This window comes from Bacillus sp. FSL E2-8900 (assembly GCF_037966225.1).
Lineage (GTDB): Bacteria > Bacillota > Bacilli > Bacillales > Bacillaceae_G > Bacillus_A > Bacillus_A cereus.
Window position 1 is genome coordinate 3,706,787 of record NZ_CP150193.1, and the last position, 24,269, is coordinate 3,731,055.

Here is a 24,269-nt window from a genome sequence, read left to right on the forward strand (position 1 = left end):
GGGATGTTCATCCCCCACTGATTATTAGCCCACACCAATCGGGCTTTTACGGGCAGTTAATCCCCACCTAACTTCTTTGCTTCCGCTGAATTTTTGGGTGGGGATCTTACTGGATAAAGTTTTTATATACAGGAGTTGAGACAGCATGAGCATGAAATTAGTCATTCTCGGCTTGCTACTCGAAGGAGATAAACATCCATATGAAGTGCAGCATATTATGAAAGAACGACAAATGGATTGTTACATTAAATATGCTAAAGGATCACTTTATTACGCCTTCGAGCAATTAGAAAAGCAAGGGGCAATTCATATTACAAATGTAATTAGAGACACAAATCGACCTGACAAAACGATTTTTCATATAACAGAAGAAGGCAAAAAACTATTCCACACTTTACTATTAAAACAATTCGAAGCCAAAAACCAAATATATAAACCTATTTATTCAGCCTTATCTTTCGCTCACTTTAGCAATGATCACGAATTAGTTCCTATTTTAGAAAAAAAGAAAAACGATACTCTTCAATATTTACATACTATGCAAACGATATATGATTGTAATAAAGGAAAGGTTCCACGTGCACAACTATATATTTTGCAAAGTGTAATTGAGCATATTACAGTTGAATTACAATGGCTAAACACCCTCCTTAAAGATGCTATAGCAGGCCGACTTTCAGAAGTTGCTATAGATGAAGATTGAGCTATGAAAGAAGACATCCCTACTTCTTTCATAGCTCAATTTCTCTTTTCATACTGTAATATTATTCGTTACTCCAGAATATAAAAAGTCAGAATACTAAGAAATAAAAACTTTAGAATTTTCTTATTTTAAAACAGTAGACAAAATTCCAAAAATTATGTTAAAATTTGTTTCAATATCATATCGCTTGTTAAATTCCTTTCAAAAGGAAAATAGGTACACGAAAGTTTTGTTTCGTGTTTAAAAGGGAAGCTTGGTGAAACTCCAACACGGTCCCGCCACTGTAAATGCTGAGATTTCTTTTTGGTGCCACTGTGAAAACGGGAAGGTAAAAGAAATTATATGAAGCATAAGTCAGGAGACCTGCCTGTTTTAACAACACTGATAGATTCACGGATGATGATGAGGTGTTAAAACAAAAAGGAAGGCTTATTTTCTATGTCTTTGTACTTTTTGTTATAGGTATTTCCTAGTAAACGGAAATGCTTACTTTCAATTAGGGAGGAATTTAAAATGGCAATTCAAACAAGTAACTTAGGTTATCCACGTATCGGACTACAACGAGAGTGGAAAAAAACATTGGAAGCTTTTTGGTCCAATAAAATCGATGAAGAACAATTTTTAACAACAATGAAAGAAATTCGCCTTCAACACGTAAAAGTACAGCAAGAAAAAGGGATTGAACTCATTCCAATTGGCGACTTTACATATTATGATCACGTTTTGGATACTGCCTATATGCTAGGATTTATTCCATCACGTTTTTCTGAGTTTACATCTTACCTTGATGTATATTTCGCAATGGCGCGTGGCTCTAAAGATCACGTAGCTTCCGAAATGACAAAATGGTTTAACACAAACTATCACTATATCGTTCCTGAATATGAAGAGGGATTACAAATCTCTTTAAAAGATAATCGTCCCCTTCGCTTATACGAAGAGGCAAAACAAGAATTAGGAGTAGATGGAAAGCCTGTTATTTTAGGACCATATACTTTCTTAAAATTAGCTAAAGGCTATACACAAGAACAATTTCCTACCATTTTAAAACAGTTAGTTGCACCTTACGTACAACTGCTTTCAGAACTACATACAGCTGGTGCACCAGCCATTCAAGTTGATGAACCGATTTTCGCTTCTTTAACTAAAAAAGAAGTTCAACAAGCAAAAGAAATTTATGAAGCTATTCGTAAAGAAGTTCCAAATGCGACTCTTCTTTTACAAACATATTTTGATAGCGTAGAAGAAAACTATGAAGAAATTATTACATTCCCGGTATCCGGTATTGGATTAGATTTCATTCATGGTAAAGAAGGTAATCTAAATGCTATTTCAAAATATGGATTCCCAGCTGATAAAACTTTAGCTGTCGGTTGTATAGATGGCCGTAACATTTGGAGAGCTGACCTTGATGAAGTTCTTGAGTTATTTACAACGTTACAAAAACAAGTCCAAACGAAAGATATCATCGTTCAGCCTTCTTGTAGCTTATTGCATACACCAATCGATAAAACAGAAGAAACTCACTTATCGACTGAGCTGTTTGATGCGTTAGCATTTGCAAATCAAAAATTAGAAGAGTTAGTTCTTATTCATTCCGCTCTCACTCAAGGTACAGAAAGCATTAGTAATGAGCTGGAAACATATCGAAACGTACATCATACAATTCGTTCATCTGCTGCACGTAACCGAGAAGATGTCAAAGCAGCACGAACAGCACTAAAAGAAGAAGATTTTTCACGTCCTCTTCCATTTGAAAAACGATACGAATTACAACAAGTTGCTCTAGAGTTACCGCTATTACCAACAACGACTATTGGTAGCTTCCCGCAAACAACTGAAGTTCGTCAAACGCGAAAAGAATGGCGTAACGGTGTTATTTCAAATGAACAATATGAACAATTTATTGAAAAAGAGACAGAAAAATGGATTCGTTACCAAGAAGAAATTGGGCTTGATGTCCTTGTACATGGTGAATTTGAAAGAACTGACATGGTCGAATATTTTGGTGAGCGTCTTGCTGGTTTCTCATTCACTAAAAACGGTTGGGTACAATCATACGGTTCCCGCTGCGTAAAACCACCTGTTATTTATGGTGATGTAGCCTTTATTAACGGCATGACTATTAAGGAAACAGTTTATGCGCAAAGCTTAACAGAGAAAGTTGTAAAAGGAATGTTAACCGGACCTGTTACAATTTTAAATTGGTCCTTCGTTCGAAATGATATTCCAAGAAAAGAAGTTTCGTATCAAATTGCACTAGCTCTTCGTCACGAAATTGAACTACTTGAATCTTCCGGAATTAGAGTAATCCAAGTCGATGAGCCCGCACTTCGTGAAGGAATGCCACTAAAAGAAAAAGATTGGGATGCTTATATTACATGGGCAGTACAATCCTTCCTTTTAGCAACTTCTTCTGTAGCAAATGAAACACAAATTCATACTCATATGTGTTACAGTAACTTCGAAGATATTGTTGACGCGATTCGCGCATTAGATGCAGATGTAATTTCTATCGAAACATCAAGAAGTCACGGAGAATTTATTGATACATTAAAACATACAACATATGAAAAAGGCATCGGCCTAGGTGTATATGATATTCATAGCCCACGTGTACCGAGTAAAGATGAAATGTATACAATCGTAGAACAATCTTTAGAAGTATGTGATCCTAAATATTTCTGGATTAATCCTGATTGTGGTTTAAAAACGAGAAGAACAGAAGAAGTTATTCCAGCTTTAGAACATATGGTGCAAGCAGCGAAAGATGCTCGTTCCCTTTTAAAAACAAACGCATAACAAAAATGGGTTATCCTTTTCTCAGGATAACCCATTTTTTATTCTTTACTTTCAAAAAAGAATTCATATTGTATTTTATATAATTCATCATCCGTTGGCTCTTCAAGAGGAATTGCTTGTAATACAACTGTATACTCACCATTTGGAATAGGTATTTGAAATTTATTAGAAAGAATACTCGTTATAACGATACTTTCATTTTCAACTGTAAAAGGAACCGTAATCGTTCTAACTACTTCTTCTTTTTCAATATGTTTCCCTGGGGTCACTTTCACTTCACAAGTATAATCAGAAAGTGCTTCAAAAATAACAGTTCCATCTGCCTTAGCATAACCTCTTTCAAAATCTTCATCAGTCCAATCTACATAAGGCTGCTCACCGTCATAGTTCATCAACATTAATTGCGAATAAGAAATCGTTAACTCCATAGTTCCCCTTCTCCTTCATTATGAAATATACAACTACTACTTCACTTCAAATTTTACTCGCGTACCATCTGGGTATTTATCTAACTTATTCCCTACCCAAGAGCCTGCTCCACGGTTATCCGCCGGACTTATATATTCAATATGTGCTCCTTTTCCGCCTTCCTTGCACATCGCCATTGGCCATTCATCACGATCATACCCTTTTTTTGATGGATATGGTGCTAACGACAATTTCCTTCTATCTGCAGCACCACCACGATCGATTGTACAAACTTCTGAATGCCCTTCTTTTATAGCATCCGTAATATGTTTTCCTGTCTCTGGATAACGTTCTTTCGGAAATTCTAACACTTGATCATACGTATTCGTTTTCTTTACACTTGTTTCCTCTGGCACAAGTACTTCATAAACTGCTACTAAAATAGACAGAATTGCGATAATTGAAATGATAATACCTTTTAATTGCTTCATGTATACCTCCATGTTTCTACCAGTTTCTTTTCCTCCGTTATTATAACAAACTTCTCCTGTATATGTTTTCAGACATTATTTTAGTTATTCCTTGCCATTCCGCCAAAAATTTTCATTTTTTCACTAATGCTGTAGAAAACTAATAGCCTTCCGACATTCTTTTTCAAAGGAAGTCCTCATAAAAGATTGAAATGATATATACGATACTTTTTGGGGAGGAAATATGATGGAAGCTACCTATAAAACGAAAGATGTCACGAATAAAACAGGCATCCCAAAACATATAGTTCGCAAATATAGTCAACTGTTAGAGGAACATGGTTATATGATTTCCAAAACAGCTGATGCTCGTATTTATAAACTTGATGATTTAAAATTATTGAAATCTATACACGAAAGAGCTGCTACATTACAAGAAGATATTTCAGAAACGATACCGATTATTTTAAAAGAAAAAGAGGCCCCACCTGTACCAGTTATACAAGATAAGCAAGAGATACAAACGAAAGAAAAAGAAGATGGGCGTAACTTTGAGGAGTTCATGTTAAAACTTGAAATGCTAGCTCAATTAAATGAGGCAATTATTCATCAAAATTCTACTTTAATTACACAAAATCGTTTAAAGGATGAGAAACTAGACGAATTGATGCAACAAGTTTATGTAAAAGAAGGCTCTCAAGAAAAAATGCTTCAAGAGTTAGTCGATCACGCCGCTCAAACAGATGCACTGCAAAAAGAAAAGATGGACTTATTAATGAATCATATGTATAAACGAGAATCCAAACAGGAAGAAAAAATGAATAAACTTGTTAGTCAAATTTATAATAAAGACAGTAACCGTGATGCACAGCTTATGCAAGTTATTCGAGAAATTCAAGAAACAAAAAGAATGGTTGCTGCCTCAAAAGAGCAAAGCTTCTTTCAATCATTTAAAAGTTTATTTAGCCGAGCAAAACAAGAAAAAACAAATGAATAAACAATATAAAATAAAAAGTTACCTTTCATCGGTAACTTTTATTCCTTATTTTGTACAGCTGGTAATATAATAATTGCTTCAGTGCCTTTTCCACTTTCACTCTTATATTCCAATGTACCATTATGCGCTTGTAAAATACTAAATGTTACCATAAGTCCTAATCCTGTCCCTTTTTCTTTTAAAGAATAATATGGTTGCCCAAGCCTTGCTAACTGTTCTTTCGTCATACCAACACCACTATCTTTAACTCTTATTATGATTGTTTCATCTTTTTGAATAGCTGTTACTTTTAAATATCCTTTATTTCCTTGAATTGCTTCAATACCATTTTTAACAACATTCATAATGGCTTGCTTCAATTTTGTCTTATCACCAATCGTATAAAGACTTTCTGAAATTTCAACTTGTAAATATACACCTTGCATCGCTGCAAATGACGACATAAGAGTGGTCATTTCTATTAATTGGGCTGATAAACAAATGTGTTCTTTTTTCTCAATTTGTGGCCTTGCTAAATTTAAGTAATCTGAAATAATTTGTTCCGCCCGATCCAATTCAGCTAATACGAGACGCATATAATCCTTATTCTTCACATCTTCCGTACTTTCTAGCAATTGGATAAATCCACGAACAACAGTTAGTGGATTTCGAACTTCATGTGCCACACTTGCTGCTAACTCACTTACAATATTAAGCTTTTCTGATTTTTGCATCTCTGTACGTAGCAATGCATTTTCATTTAAATATTCAGTTAAATACACCTGGAATACCATTGTCATGACCATGATAAGCGAGGCAAATATAAATCCGCTATATATTTGCGAAATATACGGTGTAAATCCTGTTTCCAAAAGAACATTAATCATGCCTAATACTAAAGAAACAAGCACATAAAATGATGAAATCATAAATGCTAAAATTAATTTCTTATCCCTTGAAAAAAGAGACCATTTCTTTGATAAAAATAGCGGAACTATCAATAAAAATATTACTTCTAAAACTGGAAGAAAGCTCATTCCCTTTAGTAACCATTCGTATGCAACAAAAATAACCGCTGGGATTAAACCAACAATCCCAGCATATAAAAAACCACTGACAATTGGAATGGGATGAAAGTTATACCCACACACATTGCCAAAACAAATAGAGTATGTCATGGAGAGAACGAGCGTAACGCTAGATAAAAACATAATAAAGTAACGATTTGGCTTCGGAGGCATTTCTTGATAGCGATTTAAACGAATCGCTTCATATAAAAATAGTGGCAAAATTATGATGGCAATTTGAATCAATAAATCACGGATAAGCTCCATAACCTCTCATCCCCTATATGTATTTTGATATGATTATATCATTTTATAGGTGTATTTGTTTTAAAATTTTGATTTTTCTTAACATATTTGTTAATTCTTTGTTAACAACTCATAATAATTGTTACAGATTTTCGAAATGATTGTAAACCCTGTACCAAATTTCCTTCGTGCAGTATACAATGAATACGGATTACAAAGAAAATATAAAAATACTTTTTTAGACGGACAACTATAGCAAAATACAGCATATAATCCATACTATCTATGTTTACAAATAAGTGATCATTACTTTAGTAGGAGGAAGATAAATATGGCGGGTACTACGCTTGTTTTAAAAGAAGAAAATTTGGTTGTTCTAGAAAATGTTGAAAAATCAGTATATGAAGAGTTACAGCATAAAGCGGGAGAAGAAAACTGCACATGTGCTGTGAACGAATCAGTTGTTCACCTTGGCAAGGTATCCTCTGTACTCTGGAATGAAGATGAAATAGATTGGGAATACGGATATTAAAAAGTCGCTTATAGCGGCTTTTTTTCTCTTTTCTCTCTCTTTCTAAATAACATATACAAAGCGTAATCATAGAAAATATGATAAAATGAACTTAATTTTCAAACGGAAGAAAGGGAGATACAATGGAACAATTCATTAACCCTAGAGTGAAGGATATCCAAATTTCTGGAATCCGTCAATTCTCTAACATGATTCAAAACTATGATAATTTGATTTCTTTAACAATTGGACAACCCGATTTCCCTACACCTTCTCTCGTGAAAGAAGCGGCAAAACGGGCTATTACAGAAAACTATACAAGCTATACACATAACGCTGGTTTACTAGAATTACGTAAGGCAGCTTGTAACTTCGTAAAAGATAACTACGATTTACATTACTCACCTGAAAACGAAACCATCGTTACAATCGGTGCTAGCGAAGCAATTGATGTTGCATTCCGAACGATTTTAGAGCCAGGAACAGAAGTAATTTTACCTGCTCCTATTTATCCAGGTTACGAACCCATTATTCGATTATGCGGTGCAACGCCTATTTTTGTAGATGTTCGTGAAACTGGATTTCGTTTAACAGCTGAAGCGCTTAAAAATGCTATTACAGAAAAAACAAGATGTATCGTACTACCGTATCCTTCTAATCCAACTGGTGTAACTTTATCCACAGAAGAATTAAAAGATATTGTAGATGTTTTAAAAGATAAAAATATTTTCGTCCTTTCAGATGAAATTTATAGTGAGCTTGTATATGAACAAAAGCATACATCTATCGCACATTTCCCAGAAATGCGTGAAAAGACAATTGTCATTAACGGTTTATCTAAATCACATTCTATGACTGGCTGGCGTGTTGGACTTTTATTTGCACCAAGCTATTTAGCAGGACACATATTAAAAGTTCATCAATACAATGTAACGTGTGCTACTTCAATCGCTCAATACGCTGCAATTGAAGCATTAACAGCAGCTAAAGACGCACCAAAAATGATGCGCCACCAATATAAAAAACGCCGTGATTACGTATATAATAGACTCACTCAAATGGAATTAACAGTTGAAAAGCCAACAGGTGCATTTTACTTATTCCCATATGTTGGTCATTTGACATCTTCATCATTTGATTTTGCACTTGATCTTGTCAAAGAAGCGGGACTAGCTGTAGTTCCTGGAACAGCATTCTCTGAATACGGTGAAGGCTACCTTCGCTTGTCCTATGCGTATAGTATCGAAACTTTAAAAGAAGGCTGCGACCGATTAGAAGCCTTTCTAATGAAAAAAGCTAAGAGTTAAACTCTTAGCTTTTTTATGCATAATGATCACAAGTTTGACGTTTTAGTAATTTATGAGGAATAATGATACACTTTGCAGTGGATTCTGCATTCTCTACTTTATCAACTAAAGCTTTTGCTGCCTCATATCCTAGCTGATAAATATTCACATCAACTGTCGAAAGTGGAGGGCTCGCAATTTCTGATAATAAAGCATTATTAAAGCTTACAATAGAAACATCTTTCGGTACAACGAATCCTTTTTTAGAAAGAGCACTTAACACACCAAGTCCAATTAAGTCATCGGTTGCCATAATTGCCGTTGGCGGTTGCTGCAGTCCCATTAATTCCTCAACAGCTTGTTGACCACTTTCCCTCGAAAAATCAAAATGTAAAATATATTCTTTTGGTAATACAATGTCTGCTAATTTCAAGGCATCACTCATACCAGCTAAACGATCTCTCGTTACAAGTAAATCTGATCCACCACCAATGAACGCGATTTGCTTATGCCCTAATGAAATTAAATATTCTGCCACTTCTCTTGCAGCTGTATAATTGTCATTATCTACATATGTAATTTCATCTTTTCGATCATATGGTTTTCCTATTAAAACAAACGGGAAATTTTGTTCATGTAAATATTGAATAATCCGATCATTCTCCCTTGAATATAAAAGAATAATGCCACCAATTTGGCGTCCCTGTACCATCTTTACGACACCATTAAAAATTTCCTCTTCCGTTTCACCTGTCGACATGTAAAGCGCATAACCTTCTACGTGTGCAAATGAACTAATCCCTCTTATAACTTCTGGGAAAAATGGATTTTGAAAAGCTTTACTTGCAGAACTTGGCATAACAAGACCAAGTGTTTTCGTCGTTTGGTTCGCAAGATTTCTCGCATTTAAATTGGGATGATACCCTAATTCACTCATCACTTTCCTAACACGGCGCTTTGTCTTTTCACTTATACTTGGATTATCAGCAATTACACGAGAAACTGTTGATGGTGCCACATTCGCTTGCTTCGCCACATCTTTAATTGTAACTGTCATAAAAATCCCCCTCCTCTCATTTCTCTGCCATTTTTCATATATTTTATCTCGCACTCATTGCAAGTCATAAACTTTCATTTCTTATATCTTGCAAAACTAATCCTATTCTCCCTCTTCATGTATTGTAAGGGATATAGCTATTTTTTCCTATACTATAATATACTATTTATTTCACTTCTTTTCACATGTGATGTCAAATCTCTTTTCATCTCCCTATAAACTTATTTATAGGGAGATGAAAAGAAAAATGGGACGTAATGTCCCATTTTTCATCCTTTTGTACCTCCAGCTGTTAAACCAGAAATAAAGTATTTTTGTAGTGATAGGAATAAAATTGAAATTGGGATCGCAATTAACACAGAACCCGCTGCAAACGTTGTAAATTCATTACCGAATTTCTTCGCAACCATTTCATATAATCCAACTGCTAAAGTATAATTTTCTGGTGTTCGCAAAATAATACTCGCTAAAATGAAATCTGTAAATGGACCAATGAAAGTAAATAACGCTACAACCGCTACGATTGGCTTTGCAAGTGGCATAATGATTTGCCAAAAAATACGAAAATGCCCTGCTCCATCCATTCGAGCTGATTCATCTAGTTCTTTCGGAATCGTATCAAAATACCCTTTCATAAGCCATGTATTCATCGGAATAGCCCCACCTACATAAATTAAAATTAATGCAAGGTGTGTATCAATTAATCCTGTTAATTGAGCTAATACGTATAAAGCAATTAACGCTGCAAAGTTTGGAATCATTTGCAGAATTAAAAATGTTAATAAACCATTTTTTCTTCCAACAAAACGATATCTCGAAAATGCATAAGCAGTAAAGCTAATTGCTAACACTGAGAAAATCATCGTTAAAACACTTACTTTTAATGTGTTTTTATACCATAGTAAGTAATTACTATTCTCTAGATCTAATAACTTACGATAATGATCTAACGTTGCATTTTGTGGAATAATACTTGATCCAGATAAACTATCACCCGGATTAAACGATGAGCCAATAATCCATAATAACGGATAGAAAATGATGGCACACATTACGAAAATAACTAAATAACTTAATGAGAGACGTAACATCTTCTGTCTTTTAATATTCATTTACATCATATCCTCTTCTTGGAATGATTTTGTTCTCTTAAATTGCCATAACGCAACTGTAATAACAATTAACGATAATATCATTGTAAGAGCTGCTGCTTTTCCATACTGCGCTGAAGTCATCGTTAACTTATAAATCCATGAAATTAAAATATCCGTTCCACCTGCGTCTTGTCCAGCTACAGCAGGACCTCCACCGTTAAATAGATAGATGATACTAAAGTTATTAAAGTTAAACGTATATTGCGTAATTAATATTGGTGCTGTTGCATATAACACAAGTGGCAATGTAATTTTGCGAAACTGTTGCCAAGCTGTCGCTCCATCTACTGTAGCCGCTTCATATAATTCTCCCGGAATCGATTGCAGTATACCTGTTGTCATCGCAAAGATAAACGGGAACCCAAGCCACGTTTGAATCATAATTAAAGCAATCTTCGCCCAAAATGGATCTGTCATCCAAGCAATCTTTTCAATTCCGAATAAAGCTAATACTTGATTGTTAATCGCTCCGAATGTTTCATTAAACATACCAGAGAAAACAAGAATAGATACGAATGCTGGAACCGCCCACGGTAAAATGAAGATTGTTCGAATAATCGCCTTTCCTTTAATACCGGGCTGATTTACGATAATCGCTAAGAAAATACCAAGTGCAACTTGTAATGTTGTTGCAACGAATGTCCAAATAACAGTCCAAGAGAATACACTTACAAATGTCTCTCTCCACATCGGTAAAGTGAAAATATCAATAAAGTTTTTAAAGCCCACCCAATCTACTAATTTAGCTGGAGGAGAATGATATAAATCATAGTTTGTAAATCCAATTAAAATTACGAAGATGATTGGAAATACAACCACAAAGATAAGTAGTAGAAAACCTGGTGAAACCATTAAATAAGGAAAACCTTGATCTAACAAATTACGGTATTGCTCTTTTACAGAATTTAACGGTGTTCCGCTATCACGTTTCTTTCCATTTTGGTATGCATCATATAAGTTAAATGCATATATGCCGAGCCCAAAAGCGATAACGATAAGGGCCAAGATTCCTTCTACTAATAGAAAAACAGAATGGTCACGTGGAACTTCTGTACCAAGCGTTACAATACCCCATAATCCCATATTTAATAAATCAGCAAAGGCTACAATAAATGAACCTGTTAATACTAGAAAAATAAGACCTTTTACAAATTGTTTATTATACATTTGGCCCACGCCTGGAATGATTGATAACATGGTTGCCATTTTCCTATGCTTTGAATGGTTTAACCCATTTGCTGGTTCCATAGATGTTTGCATGTTCCTTCCCCCTTTTTTCTTCCTACATGGAAGGGAGAGAATTCGTGCCTCTCATATTCGAGGCACGAATTTCACCTTATTTTTTCTTGTTATGATTTGCCTCAATATTACCTTTAATTTGTTTCACTGCACTATCAAGCGCCGCTTTTGGTGCCTCTTTATCTGTAACAACTAATTGAAGCGCATCTCCAGCTGGTTTCCAAACTTCTTGCATTTCTGGAATGTTTGGCATTGGAATTCCATTTTCAGATTGCGTTGCAACTGCTTTTGCAGCTTCGTTATCTTTAATAATTGGATCTTCCATTACTGATTTTACTGGAGGAATTTCTTTTGTTTTCTCAAATCGAATTTTTGCGTTTTCTTCATTTGTTACCCACTCAGTGAATTTTGTAGCTAAATCATTTTGTTTAGAGAAACTTGTTACATGCCATCCTTTAACCCCAACAAACGTTTTCATTGGTTGACCATTTGGTAATTTCGGCATTGGAGCAACGCCATAATCAATCCCGTTCTTTTCCATTGCTTGGAACGCCCATGGGCCATTCATGATAGAAGCTGCTTTTCCTTCATTGAATAGTCCATCAGCAGCAGGCCCACCTGATTCACCGATAATACCTTTTGGGAATAATTTTTCCTTGTACCATTTTTGAAGATATTCAGCACCTTGTACTGCTCCGCTATTATTTAATCCAACATCACTTGCATTTGGCTTTCCATCTTTTTCACCAAATACATAACCGCCCATACCTGCCATGAATGCATTAGCAAAGTAGAAGTTATCTCCTAATGCTAAAAATCCGTACTTGCCATCTTTCGTAAATTCTTTTGAGAAGTTAAACAGCTCGTCCATCGTTTCTGGCGCTTTTGGCATTAGTTTTTTATTGTAAATAAAGACTGGTGTCTCAATTGCTTTTGGTAAACCATATAATTTCCCATTATATGTCTGTGCTTCTATTGATGAATTAGTAAATTTACTCTTTACAGCATCATCTGCTTTCACTTCAGAAAGTAAACCTTCTGTTACTGCATTTCCGATTTGATCGTGTGGCAATGTTACAACATCTGGTCCAGTCCCCGCTGGCCCATCAAGGCGTAACTTCTTCACTTGATCTGTCATTTGCATTTCAACAACTTTTACTTTTACTTTATATTTTTCCTCAAAGCTTTTCACTGCTGGTTCTAAACCAACACCTTTTTTATCATCTTCCCAAACAAGAAGATCATAGTCTTTTTTCGCTTTACTTTCCTCTTTTTTCCCTGAATCTTTCGGCCCACATGCAGATAACATACCAATAGATAATGCTGAAACCGTTAATAATGATAATGCTTTCTTCATCCCAAAAACCTCCCTAAATTGTCTATGTACCTCAGTAACTGAAAACGTTTGCATTTAATAGTTTAATTGAAGCGCAAACAATATCTCAATCTATGAAAACGTTTGCGCTATTTGTCTATCATTATACATTCTTTTATTCATTTTGCAAATATTAATTTAAAAATTATGTCATTATACTCTTTATACATTGACTTTATATGAAATGAATACTACTCTTATAAGCAATATTAAAGCTACGAGAAAGGCAATCGTTTGCAATATAGGCTTTATTATTACACTTAAGGGAATACTATGTATAGAGATATTGAAGGGGGATTTTCTATATGTTTAAAGAAGCCATTTATCATAGGCCGAAAGATAATTATGCATACGCTTATGATGAACAAACAATTCACATCCGAGTACGTACTAAGAGAGATGATATTCAAAGCGCCGATCTTATTTACGGTGATCCTTACGAATGGAAAGACGGGAAATGGATATCAGCAAGTACACCCATGAAAAAAACGGGTTCTACTGCATTATTTGATTATTGGTTCATTTCAATCGAACCAAAATTTAAGCGCTTACGTTATGGGTTTGAATTAAAATCTGAAACAGACACTCTTATTTATGCAGAGCGAGGATTCTTTTCTAGCATTCCAAATGATGATGTTGGTAACTTTTTCTGTTTTCCATTTATTCATGCAGATGATGTATTCAAAGCACCATCTTGGATTAAAGACACCATTTGGTATCAGATTTTCCCTGAGCGATTCGCTAATGGCGATAGTACGCTGAATCCAGAAAACACCCTCCCTTGGGGAAGTGCGAATCCAACTCCAACTAACTTTTTCGGCGGAGATTTTTCTGGTGTTATTCAAAACCTTGATTACCTTGTTAAGCTTGGCATTTCCGGAATATATTTCACACCTATTTTCAAAGCTCATTCAAACCATAAATATGACACAATTGACTATATGGAAATTGACCCACAATTTGGGACGAAAGAAACTTTTAAAGAGCTCGTTGAAGAATGTCATAAGCACGGTATAAAAGTAATGCTCGATGCTGTGTTTAATCATAGTGGATACTTTTTCGAGAAATTTCAAGACGTACTAGAGAATGGTGAGAAGTCCGCATATAAAGAGTGGTTCCACATTCATGAATTTCCGATTATAACAGAACCACTTCCAAATTATGATACTTTCGCCTTTACACCGTATATGCCAAAATTAAATACAGCTCATCCAGATGTAAAAGAATACTTACTTGAAGTAGGACGTTATTGGGTACGAGAATTCAATATAGATGGCTGGCGCCTTGATGTCGCCAATGAAGTCGATCACAACTTTTGGAGAGAATTCCGAACTGAAATAAAGACACTAAATCCTGAAGTATATATTTTGGGAGAAATTTGGCACGATGCCCTTCCGTGGCTACAAGGCGATCAATTTGATGCTGTCATGAGCTATCCTGTTACAAACGCTCTACTTTCTTACTTTGCTAACGATTCCATTAAAGCAAGTGAATTCATGAAGCAAATTACAGAATCTCTACATTCCTACTCTATGAATGTAAATGAAGCAGCATTTCATTTATTAGACAGCCATGATACTCCAAGAATTTTAACAACATGCAACGGAGATAAAAATAAGTTGAAATTGCTCTATGTATTCCATCTTTCTTTCATCGGCTCTCCTTGTATTTATTACGGAGATGAAATTGGTATGGATGGCGGCATGGACCCTGATTGCCGTAAATGTATGATTTGGGATACTAAAGAACAAGATCATGCATTATTTACCCATATACAAACATTGATTTTATTACGGAAACAACATAAAGCATTTGGAGGACATGGTACTTTTCAATTCATCGAAGCAAATGATGAACATAATTATATTTCTTATACGAAAACATATGAGGATGAAACTATCTTTTTCGTTTTAAACCCTACTAATAGTGAAGTTACAGTTTCACTCCCTCTTCATGTTACTGGTAAGAAAATAATTAACATTTATACAAACGAAGAATTTTCAGCAGAAGCAAGTGTATTACAAGTTACACTTCCTCCATATGGATTCTCCATATTAAAATGGTAATCCAAAAAAGCCTTATGCCAAGTTTGAAGTGGCATAAGGCTTTTTCTTATTTCAATTTGAACACTATCGCTTCATACGGACGTAATGGAATGTTATCTATTGATCCGATTTCTACATCGTAATTGTGTATAAATAACTCTGATTCACTATAACTAATATCCTTAGGCATTTCAAATACACTTTCATCCGCAGTAAAGTTTGCAATGACAAGTAGTTTTTCATCTCCATATGTTCTTACATAAGCAAAAATAGAAGGGTCATTATCTAATATTAAATCATATGATCCATACACAACTATTTCATTATTTTTGCGTAGTTCAATTAATTTCTTATAGTAATAAAAAATTGAACCTTCATCTTGGATTGCTTGTTTCACATTAATCTCTTTATAGTTAGGATTTACAGTAATCCAAGGTTCACCTTTTGTAAATCCAGCGTGATTCTGATCATTCCACTGCATCGGAGTTCTAGCATTATCACGACCCTTTATATAAATAGATTCCATTACTTTTTCTATATCTTCACCATGGTCTATCACTTTTTCTTTATACATATTTAACGTTTCAATATCTCGATATTCATCAATTGATTGGAACCGAACGTTCGTCATTCCGATTTCCTCTCCTTGATAAATATATGGCGTTCCTTTCATCATATGAAGAACTGTCGCTAACATTTTTGCTGATTCAATGCGATACATTCCATCATTACCAAAACGAGATACAACGCGAGGCTGATCATGATTATTCCAATAAAGGCTATTCCATCCGGTATGCTCTAATGCTTTTTGCCACTTTGTTAAATTCTCTTTTAAAGTAAGAAGTGAGCATGGTTTTACATCCCACTTTCCACCTTCTCCTGAATCTAAATCCATATGTTCAAATTGGAATACCATTTGCAATTCTTTTCGTTCTTCTCCAGTATACAATTTCGCTTCTTCTGTCGTTACACCAGGCATTTCACCAACCGTCATAATATCATAATGCGATAATACTTCCTCATTCATTTCATGTAAATATTTATGAATGTTTGGACCGTTCATAAAATGCTTATGACCTGAAACATACCCCTCTTCTTCTGTTTCAACAGCTGGTAATCCCTCTTCTTTAGAAATAAAATTAATAACATCCATACGGAAGCCATCAATTCCTTTTTCTAACCAAAACTTCATCATTTCATAAACATCTTGTCTTACCTTTTCATTATCCCAATTTAAATCTGGCTGTTTTTTAGAAAACAGATGTAAATAATATTCATCTGTCATTTCATCATACTGCCATGCTGATCCACTAAACGCTGCTCCCCAGTTATTCGGCTCTTTTCCTTCTTTTCCAGGGCGCCATATATAGTAATCTCTATATTTATTATCTTTTGATTTACGTGATTCAATAAACCAATTATGTTCATCCGAAGTATGATTAACAACTAAGTCCATCATAAGTTTCATATTACGTTCATGCATTTCATGTAATAGCTCATCCCAATCTTCCATTGTTCCGAACTCGTTCATAATTTTACAATAATCGCTTATATCATAACCATTATCATCATTTGGAGATTCATAGACTGGTGATAACCAAATCACATCAATCCCTAACTCTTTTAAGTAATCTAGCTTTGAAATAATCCCTTGAAGATCTCCTATACCATCACCATTACTATCCATAAAGCTACGAGGATAAATTTGATATACTACACTTTCTTTCCACCATTGTTTTTCCATTATGCTACCCCATTTCATTCATCATTCATTTTTCTCTTTTTTAAGGCGCAAACGTTTTCATTAATGAATGATAACAGATTCTATCTCAATTTAAAATAGCGCTTACAATTTTTATTGTTCTTTTTCTAAGAAAACATATGAAAACCACTAATAAATCTCCAATAAATGAAAACGTTTTATTTTTTTATTTATTTTTTGAATCTATTCGTTTATAATGAACTCAAAGAAAACGTTTGCATAATTATTTCTAGGGGGAAATACCATGGCAGAACTTAAATTAGAAAACATTTATAAAATATATGATAATAACGTAACAGCTGTAACTGATTTTAATTTACACATTCAAGATAAAGAATTTATTGTATTTGTCGGTCCTTCTGGATGCGGAAAATCTACAACATTACGAATGGTAGCTGGACTTGAAGATATTTCAAAAGGCGAGTTTTCAATTGATGGTAAACTAATGAATGATGTTCCTCCAAAAGATCGAGATATCGCTATGGTATTCCAAAACTACGCTCTTTATCCACATATGAGTGTATATGATAATATGGCATTTGGATTAAAACTTCGAAAAATACCAAAAGATGAAATCGATCGTCGTGTGAAAGATGCAGCAAAAATTTTAGGACTTGAACAATATTTAGATAGAAAACCGAAAGCATTATCAGGTGGACAGCGCCAACGTGTTGCTTTAGGTAGAGCAATCGTTCGAGATGCAAAAGTTTTCTTAATGGATGAACCATTATCAAACTTAGATGCTAAACTCCGTGTTGCAATGCGCTCAGAAATTTCTAAGCTACATCATCGTCTTGGAACAACAACAATTTATGTAACACATGATCAAACAGAAGCAATGACTATGGCTTCGCGTCTTGTCGTTATGAAGGATGGAAAAATCCAACAAATTGGAACTCCAAAAGAAGTATATGAAACACCAGAAAACATTTTCGTGGGTGGATTTATCGGCTCACCAGCTATGAACTTCTTCCGTGGTAAATTGACTGAAACCGATTTCGTTATAGACAATACTATAAAAATTAAAGTATCTGAAGGAAAAATGAAGATGCTACGTGAACAAGGCTATGTAAATAAGGAAATTGTTTTAGGTATTCGTCCAGAGGACATTCATGATGAACTACTATTTTTAGAAGCTTCACAATCTACTGCCTTCACAACAAAAATTGAAGTTGCTGAGTTATTAGGTGCTGAATCCATTTTATATATGAAACTTGGGAATCAAGATTTTGCGGCACGTGTAGATGCAAGACATACGTTTTCACCTGGTGACCAAATTAAATTAGCATTTGATATGAATAAAGCGCATTTCTTTGATAACCAAACTGAACAACGTATTCGCTAAAAAATTTATCTTTACTATACACATACAAAAAACCGTCCACATATATTGAGGGCGGTTTTCATTATTATACTAGGGCTTCTACTGTATGAAATGATTGTCCTTTCGTGCTAATAATACCGAAAATCGGTAAATCACTAAGCACCACTTCTTCTTGCTGTTTCATAAAAGATGACGTTAATTGTTTTATCTCTATCCAAACGTCATTAATACAAAGTACATTGGAATCGTTCTCTTGTTGGCGAGAAAAAATAGAATCTATTTTATATAAACCAGCATTTTGAAAAAGCATATCAATGCGACTGAATGCATTCAAAGTAATGCTAATAACGCGTTGCCAATCTCCTTGCTTTCCCATATCATAGGATACAAAAAGTGCTTCTCCGCCTAGATTCATAATTTCCTCCACTGTTGCTTGTCCACTCTCTTGATCAATGTCCGTCACAATAACTTTTGCGCCTTGTTTAGCCAACAAAAGAGCTGTATTACGTCCAATACCGATGCCACCGCCAGTTACGATAGCAACTTTTCCTGCAAGCTTCATTTTCATTACCCCTTCTATAAGTCTTACCGTCATTCAGTATACTCCTTTATAAGATTAATCTGCAAGCAAGAAAAATTGCTATTTAATTTGTAAACGTTTACTTTTTATCCTTCTTTTTTCTTATTATTACGCTGATCGAAAACTAGACCGATAAAAATGAGAATACCCCAAAAAATTATGCTACCTCCTGTCATTTTAACTTCCCCCTTATTATATAAAGTGAAATTTTACTCAGCCCCAATATGGCGGAATAAAGATATTATTTTTAATCATTATATCATTTTCTTAATTTTCAATCTATTACAAATAGAAATAATACATTTTGGCTTTTCCTTACTGTAAACATTCCCCATATACTTATAAAATCAAAAAGACCCTTTTATATATAAAAAGGTCTTTTTTTCATTATACAAGACTTATTACTTTCGTTTTTGTAATTAAATCCTGAAAACCACAATTATCTTTGCGGAACAACATCATATATACATTACATATTAATGGAATTCCTAATAGCAATACGTTCGGTAATAACACTACAAAAAATCTTATAATTAATGTTTGCAATGTTAGCTTTTCACTCTTCAATGAAATTAGTTTTATTCTCGTTATCTTTTTTCCAAGTGTAACACCGTTCCAAAGAAAGGGTAATACAATAAAATATATCGCCATTAATATGAAAACTACTGCAAAATCATATCTAAAATCACCTAAGCTTATATTAAAGCGCTTAAACATAGCACTATAGTTTCCGGTCATAATAGCTACTACTGCACCATACATAACCGAGATTAAAAACATGTCAATTAGGGAAGCACCTATGCGATTCATTACAAGCGCTGGACGATGCATCTTTAACTTCATTTTATGTCGACTCCTTCATATCCTTCTTTACCCGTCTCATCGTACCACTTCTAAAAAACATTGTAAACTAGCGTTTCTCTTACTTTTCTTGTACAATTTGTTACAATAGCATTATAAAGGAGGTTCCCATATTGAAAAAATGGATAATCCTATTCGTCGCCTTCCTATTAACTGGTTGTGCAGGAAACACAAGTCACTTAACTTATATGGTTAACGATGAATACGAACTCATACGTACTTCTGGAAATGCATTTGAACTTTTCCCCTCGCAAGATGCTGTATATGCCACACAATACATCCCTGCAAAAATTACAGACATTGCTTGGGATGATAAATACATTATTGCAAAACAAACTGAGGAAAAATCAGATCCAAATAACCCTGACGCAGCAATTGCAAATAAAAAAAGTGAACATTATTGGATTATTGATGTAAAGCACAATAAACGTTTCGGTCCCTACAATGAAAAGCAATTTAATGAACAAAAAGATGCGTTTAAAATTAAGGTGCCTTTTCAAAATGTAGATTCATACATAAAAGAAATAAAAAAACAGTCAGCATAATATTTGTATGCTGACTGTTTTGTCTTACATTATTTTAGTGAGATGTTAAACGTTTGTGGCTCTTTTACAACATCTTGTGTTTCTGAATCTCCTGCAAGTAAATCATCAGTTGTAAACTGAATATCCTTTACCTTGTCTTTTCCATCGTCAAGTATTAAACCAATAATACCATCTCTTATTTCACCAGGCTTATAGTCTTCTCTTGATACATTTTTTGTACCAACTAACGTATCTTCGTCATATAAAAAGTTTTGAGTGGCTACTTTAAAATGTTGCTTACCATTAATCATAACATCATTCATAGAGAAAAATTGCATATTTTTATTTCCGCTATTCTCCACTTTATATGTAATCTCAACGTAACGAATTGTATTACTAATCTCTGTTCCACTTAGCGATGCATATAATTCTGCATCTTCTTGGCTTACTTTATCCCCTAATCTACGTTTTACTTCTTCAGGAGTTAGTGCCGTATATACTTTCAATGTATTTTTTGCCTTTTCACTCATTTGTGATAAAGAGATTACTTTCACATCTTGTACGTGAATTTTCATTGGCGCTACTTCAAATGTTTGATTCACAGAATGCATCTGCTCTAACTTGAAAGTACCCCATCCTGTTTCTTTCACTTTTTGTCCTACTTTTTTCAGCTCACGCCCACCATATTCTTTCGTTTCAGGAATAGATTCTTTCTTCTTCGGTTCAGCTTTCTTTTCTTCTTGATGGAAGCAACCACTTAACATAAGAAGAAAACTACATAAAACAAAAATACTTTTCCATGCTTTCATCATTTCATTTCTCCTAACGCTATCATTCATGAATATAAAATTAGTCCCTTGCTTTGTAAACTATAGAAACAATGACAATTCCACAAAATGAACTTGTCAATCCAGATACTATTATACCTCCAATTTGGAAAATATGAAAATAGGGATCTAGGAACGCATGCACGATAAATATAAAAGCTGTCACAATGATTATCGAAACCCAATACTTTCTTTTTTCTAAAGCTACAATCATATCTTTCCCTGTTTCATCTTTATACTTCCATAGTACGTATAATAGCAATAATAAGCCAACACATGTACTCCCATGTTGCATATATTTATACAATGGAATACTGCGTAATTCAATTTGTAACAATGCTATTTTCATAACGAAATAGCCTGTATTATGAGTAAATGCATCCCAAACAACATGCGTGAGCATACCGAATAATGCAGAATAGCAAAATACAAAGAATTCTTTCCAGGTATGTAGCCCCCACCTCTCATCTATTGCATATGAATAATAACCAGCAAACGGTTTAGGCAAATGCGTTATAAACGGCTTTTTTAAAATGTAATGATATATGTATGCGATTAGAAATACAAGCGGTAAATTTAAATATAAGAACCCAAGCCATGTATGGCCAATAACACCATAGGGTCTAAAGTGCAAAAAATATTCAAAATCAGGCGCCATACTACCTAATATAAGAGCCGTTACTGAAATATGTTTAGAATGCTTTTTCGCAAAAGGAAGAACTGCTGCTGGATGTGCAAATGTAAACGGCATACTTTAACTCCTTCTCACATTTTCAATAGAATACCATATATCATAACGAGAGAATGGATCTTCATGCAATATTTATTTTCACATTGGAATATGATAGTTTAAATGATATAATCCACATAAAATATTCAGAAAACAAGAAGGGATTCAGGTGTCATTAACACTTGTATTTGCTGCCTTTTTAAATTCAAAATCCGTTATGAATTGAGGTTTATATATTGATTGACGTACCCTTTTTACAAAATGTCACATTAAAAAAAGAAAATATCCCTAGTTTTTCCGCATATCCTTACTGCTTACCCGCTATTCGAACATTACAATCACTAGCTTTCCATCCAAATGTAACATTCATTATTGGAGAAAACGGAACAGGTAAATCAACATTACTTGAAGGAATTGCAATTGCGTTAGGTTTTAATGCAGAAGGTGGAACGAAGAACTTCCGCTTTAGCACAAACGATTCCCATTCATCTTTACATGAATACCTTCGCATTTCAAAAAGTTTCAATACACCAAACGACGGTTTCTTTCTTCGCGCTGAATCATTTTATAACGTTGCTTCTTATATTGATGAAATAGATGCTGATAGAGAAGCACGTGGGAATCCGGTTATCAACTCTTATGGTGGTATCTCACTACACAAACAATCACACGGTGAATCATTCTTCTCATTATTTATGAACCGTTTTTCAGGACAAGGTTTATACATTTTAGATGAGCCTGAGGCAGCTTTATCACCAATGAGACAACTTTCCATGCTCATTCGAATGCACGAACTAGCTGAACAAGGTTCACAATTTGTTATCGCGACGCATTCTCCTATTTTAATGGCTTATCCTGAATCCACTATATATTCTTTAACACAAGAGGGAATTCACGAATCCACATTAGAAGAAACTGAGCATTACCAAACGACGAAACTTTTCTTTGAAAATCGCGATCGATTATTCCATCATCTATTTGAGTCGTAAAAAAAGAAGCAGCAATAGCTGCTTCTTTTTTATAGTGCTTCTATAAATAAGGCAACCCCGATACCGCCACCGACGCATAAAGAGGCAATTCCTTTTTCTAACCCACGTCTTTTTAATTCGTGAATTAAACTTACTGTAATACGAGCCCCTGTACAACCAATTGGATGCCCAAGTCCTACGCCACTACCGTTTACGTTCACTTTTTCACGGTCTAAGCCTAACTCTTTCTCTACAGCTAAATATTGAGCCGCGAAAGCTTCATTAATTTCAAGTAAATCTGCATCTTCCAATGACCAATCTACTTTTTCTAAACCTTTACGAATTGCTGGTGCTGGTCCAATACCCATAATTTTTGGATCTACTCCAGCTACTGAATATCCAACAATTCTAGCTAACGGTTGTAAACCTTTTTCTTTCGCTTTTTCTTCGCTCATTAATACTAGAACTGCACTCCCGTCATTAAGGCCAGATGCATTTCCAGCAGTCACTGATCCATCTTTACGGAATGCCGGCTTCAATCCAGCTAATTTTTCAGCTGTAATATCTGCACGTGGATGTTCATCCTTCGAAAATACAACTTCTTTTCTACGCTCTTTTATTGTAATAGGAACAATTTGATCGTCAAAGTATCCAGACTCGATTGCCTTCAGTGCCAATGTATGACTGCGAAGAGCAACTTCATCTTGTTCCTCTCTTGTAATTTCATATTGTTCAACTAAATTTTCCGCTGTTTCACCCATCATAATATGGTGAATCGGATCTTCTAACACTTCCCACACCGTATCACGAATTTCTCCGTGCTGTAGACGTTGTCCCCAGCGGTGCTGTTTCAATGCATAAGGGCTCGAACTCATCGCTTCTACCCCACCTGCAACAACAACATCACTTACACCTAATTGGATTTGCATTGCAGCTGACATAATTGCTTGCATACCTGAAGAACATTGACGTTGGATTGTATATCCCGTAACTGTGTCAGGAAATCCTGCCGCTAATGCAGCTGTTCTCGCCGTATTTGCTTCATCAGTTCTTTGAATACAATGACCTAAAATTACTTCATCAACTTCATGTGGTTCTACCCCGCCTCGTTTTACAGCTTCCTGAAGTACAGGAACAGCTAATTCTACTGGCGTTACATTTTTTAGCGCTCCTCCAAAAGTTCCAATTGGCGAACGAACTGCAGCTGTAATAACAACATTATGCATTTTGCACTTGCCCCTCTCTTATGTACCCTAGTCAGTTTTTAGGTGAAATTCCATAAGATGTATATCTATAACTATCATACTATAAACATACTAAAAAATCAAAATATTTAATATAATAAAAATAGAAG

23 protein-coding genes and 1 riboswitch are annotated in these 24,269 nt (G+C 34.6%); of the genes, 9 read left to right on the plus strand and 14 right to left on the minus strand.

Annotated elements, in window-relative coordinates; genetic code table 11:
* The first annotated feature begins 145 nt into the window (after positions 1 to 145).
* Positions 146 to 703 (plus strand): PadR family transcriptional regulator, encoded by a 558-nt coding sequence (locus tag NST90_RS18820; RefSeq protein ID WP_000062062.1) that lies wholly within the window; start codon positions 146 to 148, stop codon positions 701 to 703.
* Between the two features lie 197 nt (positions 704 to 900).
* Positions 901 to 1,089: riboswitch (cobalamin riboswitch) on the plus strand.
* 127 nt (positions 1,090 to 1,216) lie between these two features.
* Positions 1,217 to 3,505: a 5-methyltetrahydropteroyltriglutamate--homocysteine S-methyltransferase gene (gene metE, locus NST90_RS18825; protein ID WP_001007610.1), complete on the plus strand. Its 2,289-nt coding sequence runs from the start codon at positions 1,217 to 1,219 to the stop codon at positions 3,503 to 3,505.
* A gap of 38 nt (positions 3,506 to 3,543) precedes the next feature.
* Here the strand turns inward: metE and comJ are convergent, their stop codons facing one another.
* Both comJ and nucA read right to left on the minus strand, forming a co-directional pair.
* Entirely contained in the window at positions 3,544 to 3,933 is a 390-nt protein-coding gene (comJ, locus tag NST90_RS18830) for a competence protein ComJ (RefSeq protein ID WP_000424030.1), read from the minus strand.
* Positions 3,934 to 3,969: 36 nt separating this feature from the next.
* Positions 3,970 to 4,404, minus strand: coding sequence for a DNA-entry nuclease (gene nucA / locus NST90_RS18835; protein WP_000811494.1), 435 nt, complete (start codon positions 4,402 to 4,404; stop codon positions 3,970 to 3,972).
* Positions 4,405 to 4,630: 226 nt separating this feature from the next.
* Here nucA and NST90_RS18840 point away from each other — a divergent pair, with 226 nt between their 5' ends.
* A complete protein-coding gene (locus tag NST90_RS18840) occupies positions 4,631 to 5,380 on the plus strand; it encodes a DUF3967 domain-containing protein (protein WP_000388471.1) in 750 nt (249 codons plus the stop codon).
* 38 nt (positions 5,381 to 5,418) lie between these two features.
* Here the strand turns inward: NST90_RS18840 and kinB are convergent, their stop codons facing one another.
* Entirely contained in the window at positions 5,419 to 6,693 is a 1,275-nt protein-coding gene (kinB, locus tag NST90_RS18845) for a sporulation sensor histidine kinase KinB (RefSeq protein WP_283748080.1), read from the minus strand.
* Positions 6,694 to 7,003: 310 nt separating this feature from the next.
* Between kinB and NST90_RS18850 the strand changes: the two genes are divergently transcribed.
* Both NST90_RS18850 and NST90_RS18855 read left to right on the plus strand, forming a co-directional pair.
* Positions 7,004 to 7,204: a hypothetical protein gene (locus tag NST90_RS18850; protein WP_000929280.1), complete on the plus strand. Its 201-nt coding sequence runs from the start codon at positions 7,004 to 7,006 to the stop codon at positions 7,202 to 7,204.
* 122 nt (positions 7,205 to 7,326) lie between these two features.
* On the plus strand, positions 7,327 to 8,490 hold the full coding sequence (locus tag NST90_RS18855; protein ID WP_000434577.1) for an aminotransferase A: 1,164 nt from the start codon (positions 7,327 to 7,329) through the stop codon (positions 8,488 to 8,490).
* Positions 8,491 to 8,503: 13 nt separating this feature from the next.
* Here the strand turns inward: NST90_RS18855 and malR are convergent, their stop codons facing one another.
* The 4 genes from malR to NST90_RS18875 all read right to left on the minus strand — a co-directional run bounded on the left by malR (position 8,504) and on the right by NST90_RS18875 (position 13,276).
* Positions 8,504 to 9,526 (minus strand): maltose operon transcriptional repressor MalR, encoded by a 1,023-nt coding sequence (malR, locus tag NST90_RS18860; RefSeq protein ID WP_000219053.1) that lies wholly within the window; start codon positions 9,524 to 9,526, stop codon positions 8,504 to 8,506.
* A gap of 269 nt (positions 9,527 to 9,795) precedes the next feature.
* Positions 9,796 to 10,638: a maltosaccharide ABC transporter permease MalD gene (gene malD, locus NST90_RS18865; RefSeq protein WP_001022608.1), complete on the minus strand. Its 843-nt coding sequence runs from the start codon at positions 10,636 to 10,638 to the stop codon at positions 9,796 to 9,798.
* On the minus strand, positions 10,639 to 11,940 hold the full coding sequence (gene malC / locus NST90_RS18870; protein ID WP_001194996.1) for a maltosaccharide ABC transporter permease MalC: 1,302 nt from the start codon (positions 11,938 to 11,940) through the stop codon (positions 10,639 to 10,641). It abuts the gene before it with no gap.
* Positions 11,941 to 12,016: 76 nt separating this feature from the next.
* Complete coding sequence (locus tag NST90_RS18875) at positions 12,017 to 13,276, minus strand: extracellular solute-binding protein (protein WP_000709923.1); 1,260 nt, start codon at positions 13,274 to 13,276, stop codon at positions 12,017 to 12,019.
* A 323-nt stretch (positions 13,277 to 13,599) separates the two neighbouring features.
* Between NST90_RS18875 and NST90_RS18880 the strand changes: the two genes are divergently transcribed.
* A complete protein-coding gene (locus NST90_RS18880; RefSeq protein ID WP_000471775.1) occupies positions 13,600 to 15,360 on the plus strand; it encodes an alpha-glycosidase in 1,761 nt (586 codons plus the stop codon).
* Between the two features lie 46 nt (positions 15,361 to 15,406).
* Here the strand turns inward: NST90_RS18880 and malL are convergent, their stop codons facing one another.
* Positions 15,407 to 17,083 (minus strand): oligo-1,6-glucosidase, encoded by a 1,677-nt coding sequence (gene malL / locus NST90_RS18885; RefSeq protein WP_000415178.1) that lies wholly within the window; start codon positions 17,081 to 17,083, stop codon positions 15,407 to 15,409.
* Between the two features lie 262 nt (positions 17,084 to 17,345).
* On the opposite strand from malL, the gene ugpC reads away from it, so the two are divergent.
* On the plus strand, positions 17,346 to 18,446 hold the full coding sequence (ugpC, locus tag NST90_RS18890; protein WP_000818931.1) for a sn-glycerol-3-phosphate ABC transporter ATP-binding protein UgpC: 1,101 nt from the start codon (positions 17,346 to 17,348) through the stop codon (positions 18,444 to 18,446).
* Positions 18,447 to 18,510: 64 nt separating this feature from the next.
* Here the strand turns inward: ugpC and NST90_RS18895 are convergent, their stop codons facing one another.
* The 3 genes from NST90_RS18895 to NST90_RS18905 all read right to left on the minus strand — a co-directional run bounded on the left by NST90_RS18895 (position 18,511) and on the right by NST90_RS18905 (position 19,848).
* Complete coding sequence (locus tag NST90_RS18895) at positions 18,511 to 19,020, minus strand: SDR family NAD(P)-dependent oxidoreductase (RefSeq protein WP_000218410.1); 510 nt, start codon at positions 19,018 to 19,020, stop codon at positions 18,511 to 18,513.
* A 71-nt stretch (positions 19,021 to 19,091) separates the two neighbouring features.
* On the minus strand, positions 19,092 to 19,181 hold the full coding sequence (locus NST90_RS18900) for a hypothetical protein (protein ID WP_000145636.1): 90 nt from the start codon (positions 19,179 to 19,181) through the stop codon (positions 19,092 to 19,094).
* Between the two features lie 211 nt (positions 19,182 to 19,392).
* On the minus strand, positions 19,393 to 19,848 hold the full coding sequence (locus tag NST90_RS18905) for an RDD family protein (protein ID WP_000769082.1): 456 nt from the start codon (positions 19,846 to 19,848) through the stop codon (positions 19,393 to 19,395).
* A gap of 131 nt (positions 19,849 to 19,979) precedes the next feature.
* Here NST90_RS18905 and NST90_RS18910 point away from each other — a divergent pair, with 131 nt between their 5' ends.
* Positions 19,980 to 20,411: a DUF3997 domain-containing protein gene (locus tag NST90_RS18910; RefSeq protein ID WP_000758787.1), complete on the plus strand. Its 432-nt coding sequence runs from the start codon at positions 19,980 to 19,982 to the stop codon at positions 20,409 to 20,411.
* Between the two features lie 29 nt (positions 20,412 to 20,440).
* Here the strand turns inward: NST90_RS18910 and NST90_RS18915 are convergent, their stop codons facing one another.
* A complete protein-coding gene (locus NST90_RS18915) occupies positions 20,441 to 21,202 on the minus strand; it encodes a hypothetical protein (protein ID WP_000973899.1) in 762 nt (253 codons plus the stop codon).
* Positions 21,203 to 21,239: 37 nt separating this feature from the next.
* On the minus strand, positions 21,240 to 21,968 hold the full coding sequence (locus tag NST90_RS18920; protein ID WP_001116855.1) for a DUF4184 family protein: 729 nt from the start codon (positions 21,966 to 21,968) through the stop codon (positions 21,240 to 21,242).
* A gap of 215 nt (positions 21,969 to 22,183) precedes the next feature.
* On the opposite strand from NST90_RS18920, the gene NST90_RS18925 reads away from it, so the two are divergent.
* Positions 22,184 to 22,936, plus strand: a complete 753-nt coding sequence (locus tag NST90_RS18925; RefSeq protein WP_000567998.1) for an AAA family ATPase — start codon at positions 22,184 to 22,186, stop codon at positions 22,934 to 22,936.
* A gap of 29 nt (positions 22,937 to 22,965) precedes the next feature.
* Here NST90_RS18925 and NST90_RS18930 read toward each other — a convergent pair whose 3' ends face one another.
* Complete coding sequence (locus NST90_RS18930) at positions 22,966 to 24,141, minus strand: acetyl-CoA C-acetyltransferase (protein ID WP_000552078.1); 1,176 nt, start codon at positions 24,139 to 24,141, stop codon at positions 22,966 to 22,968.
* Between the last annotated feature and the right edge of the window lie 128 nt (positions 24,142 to 24,269).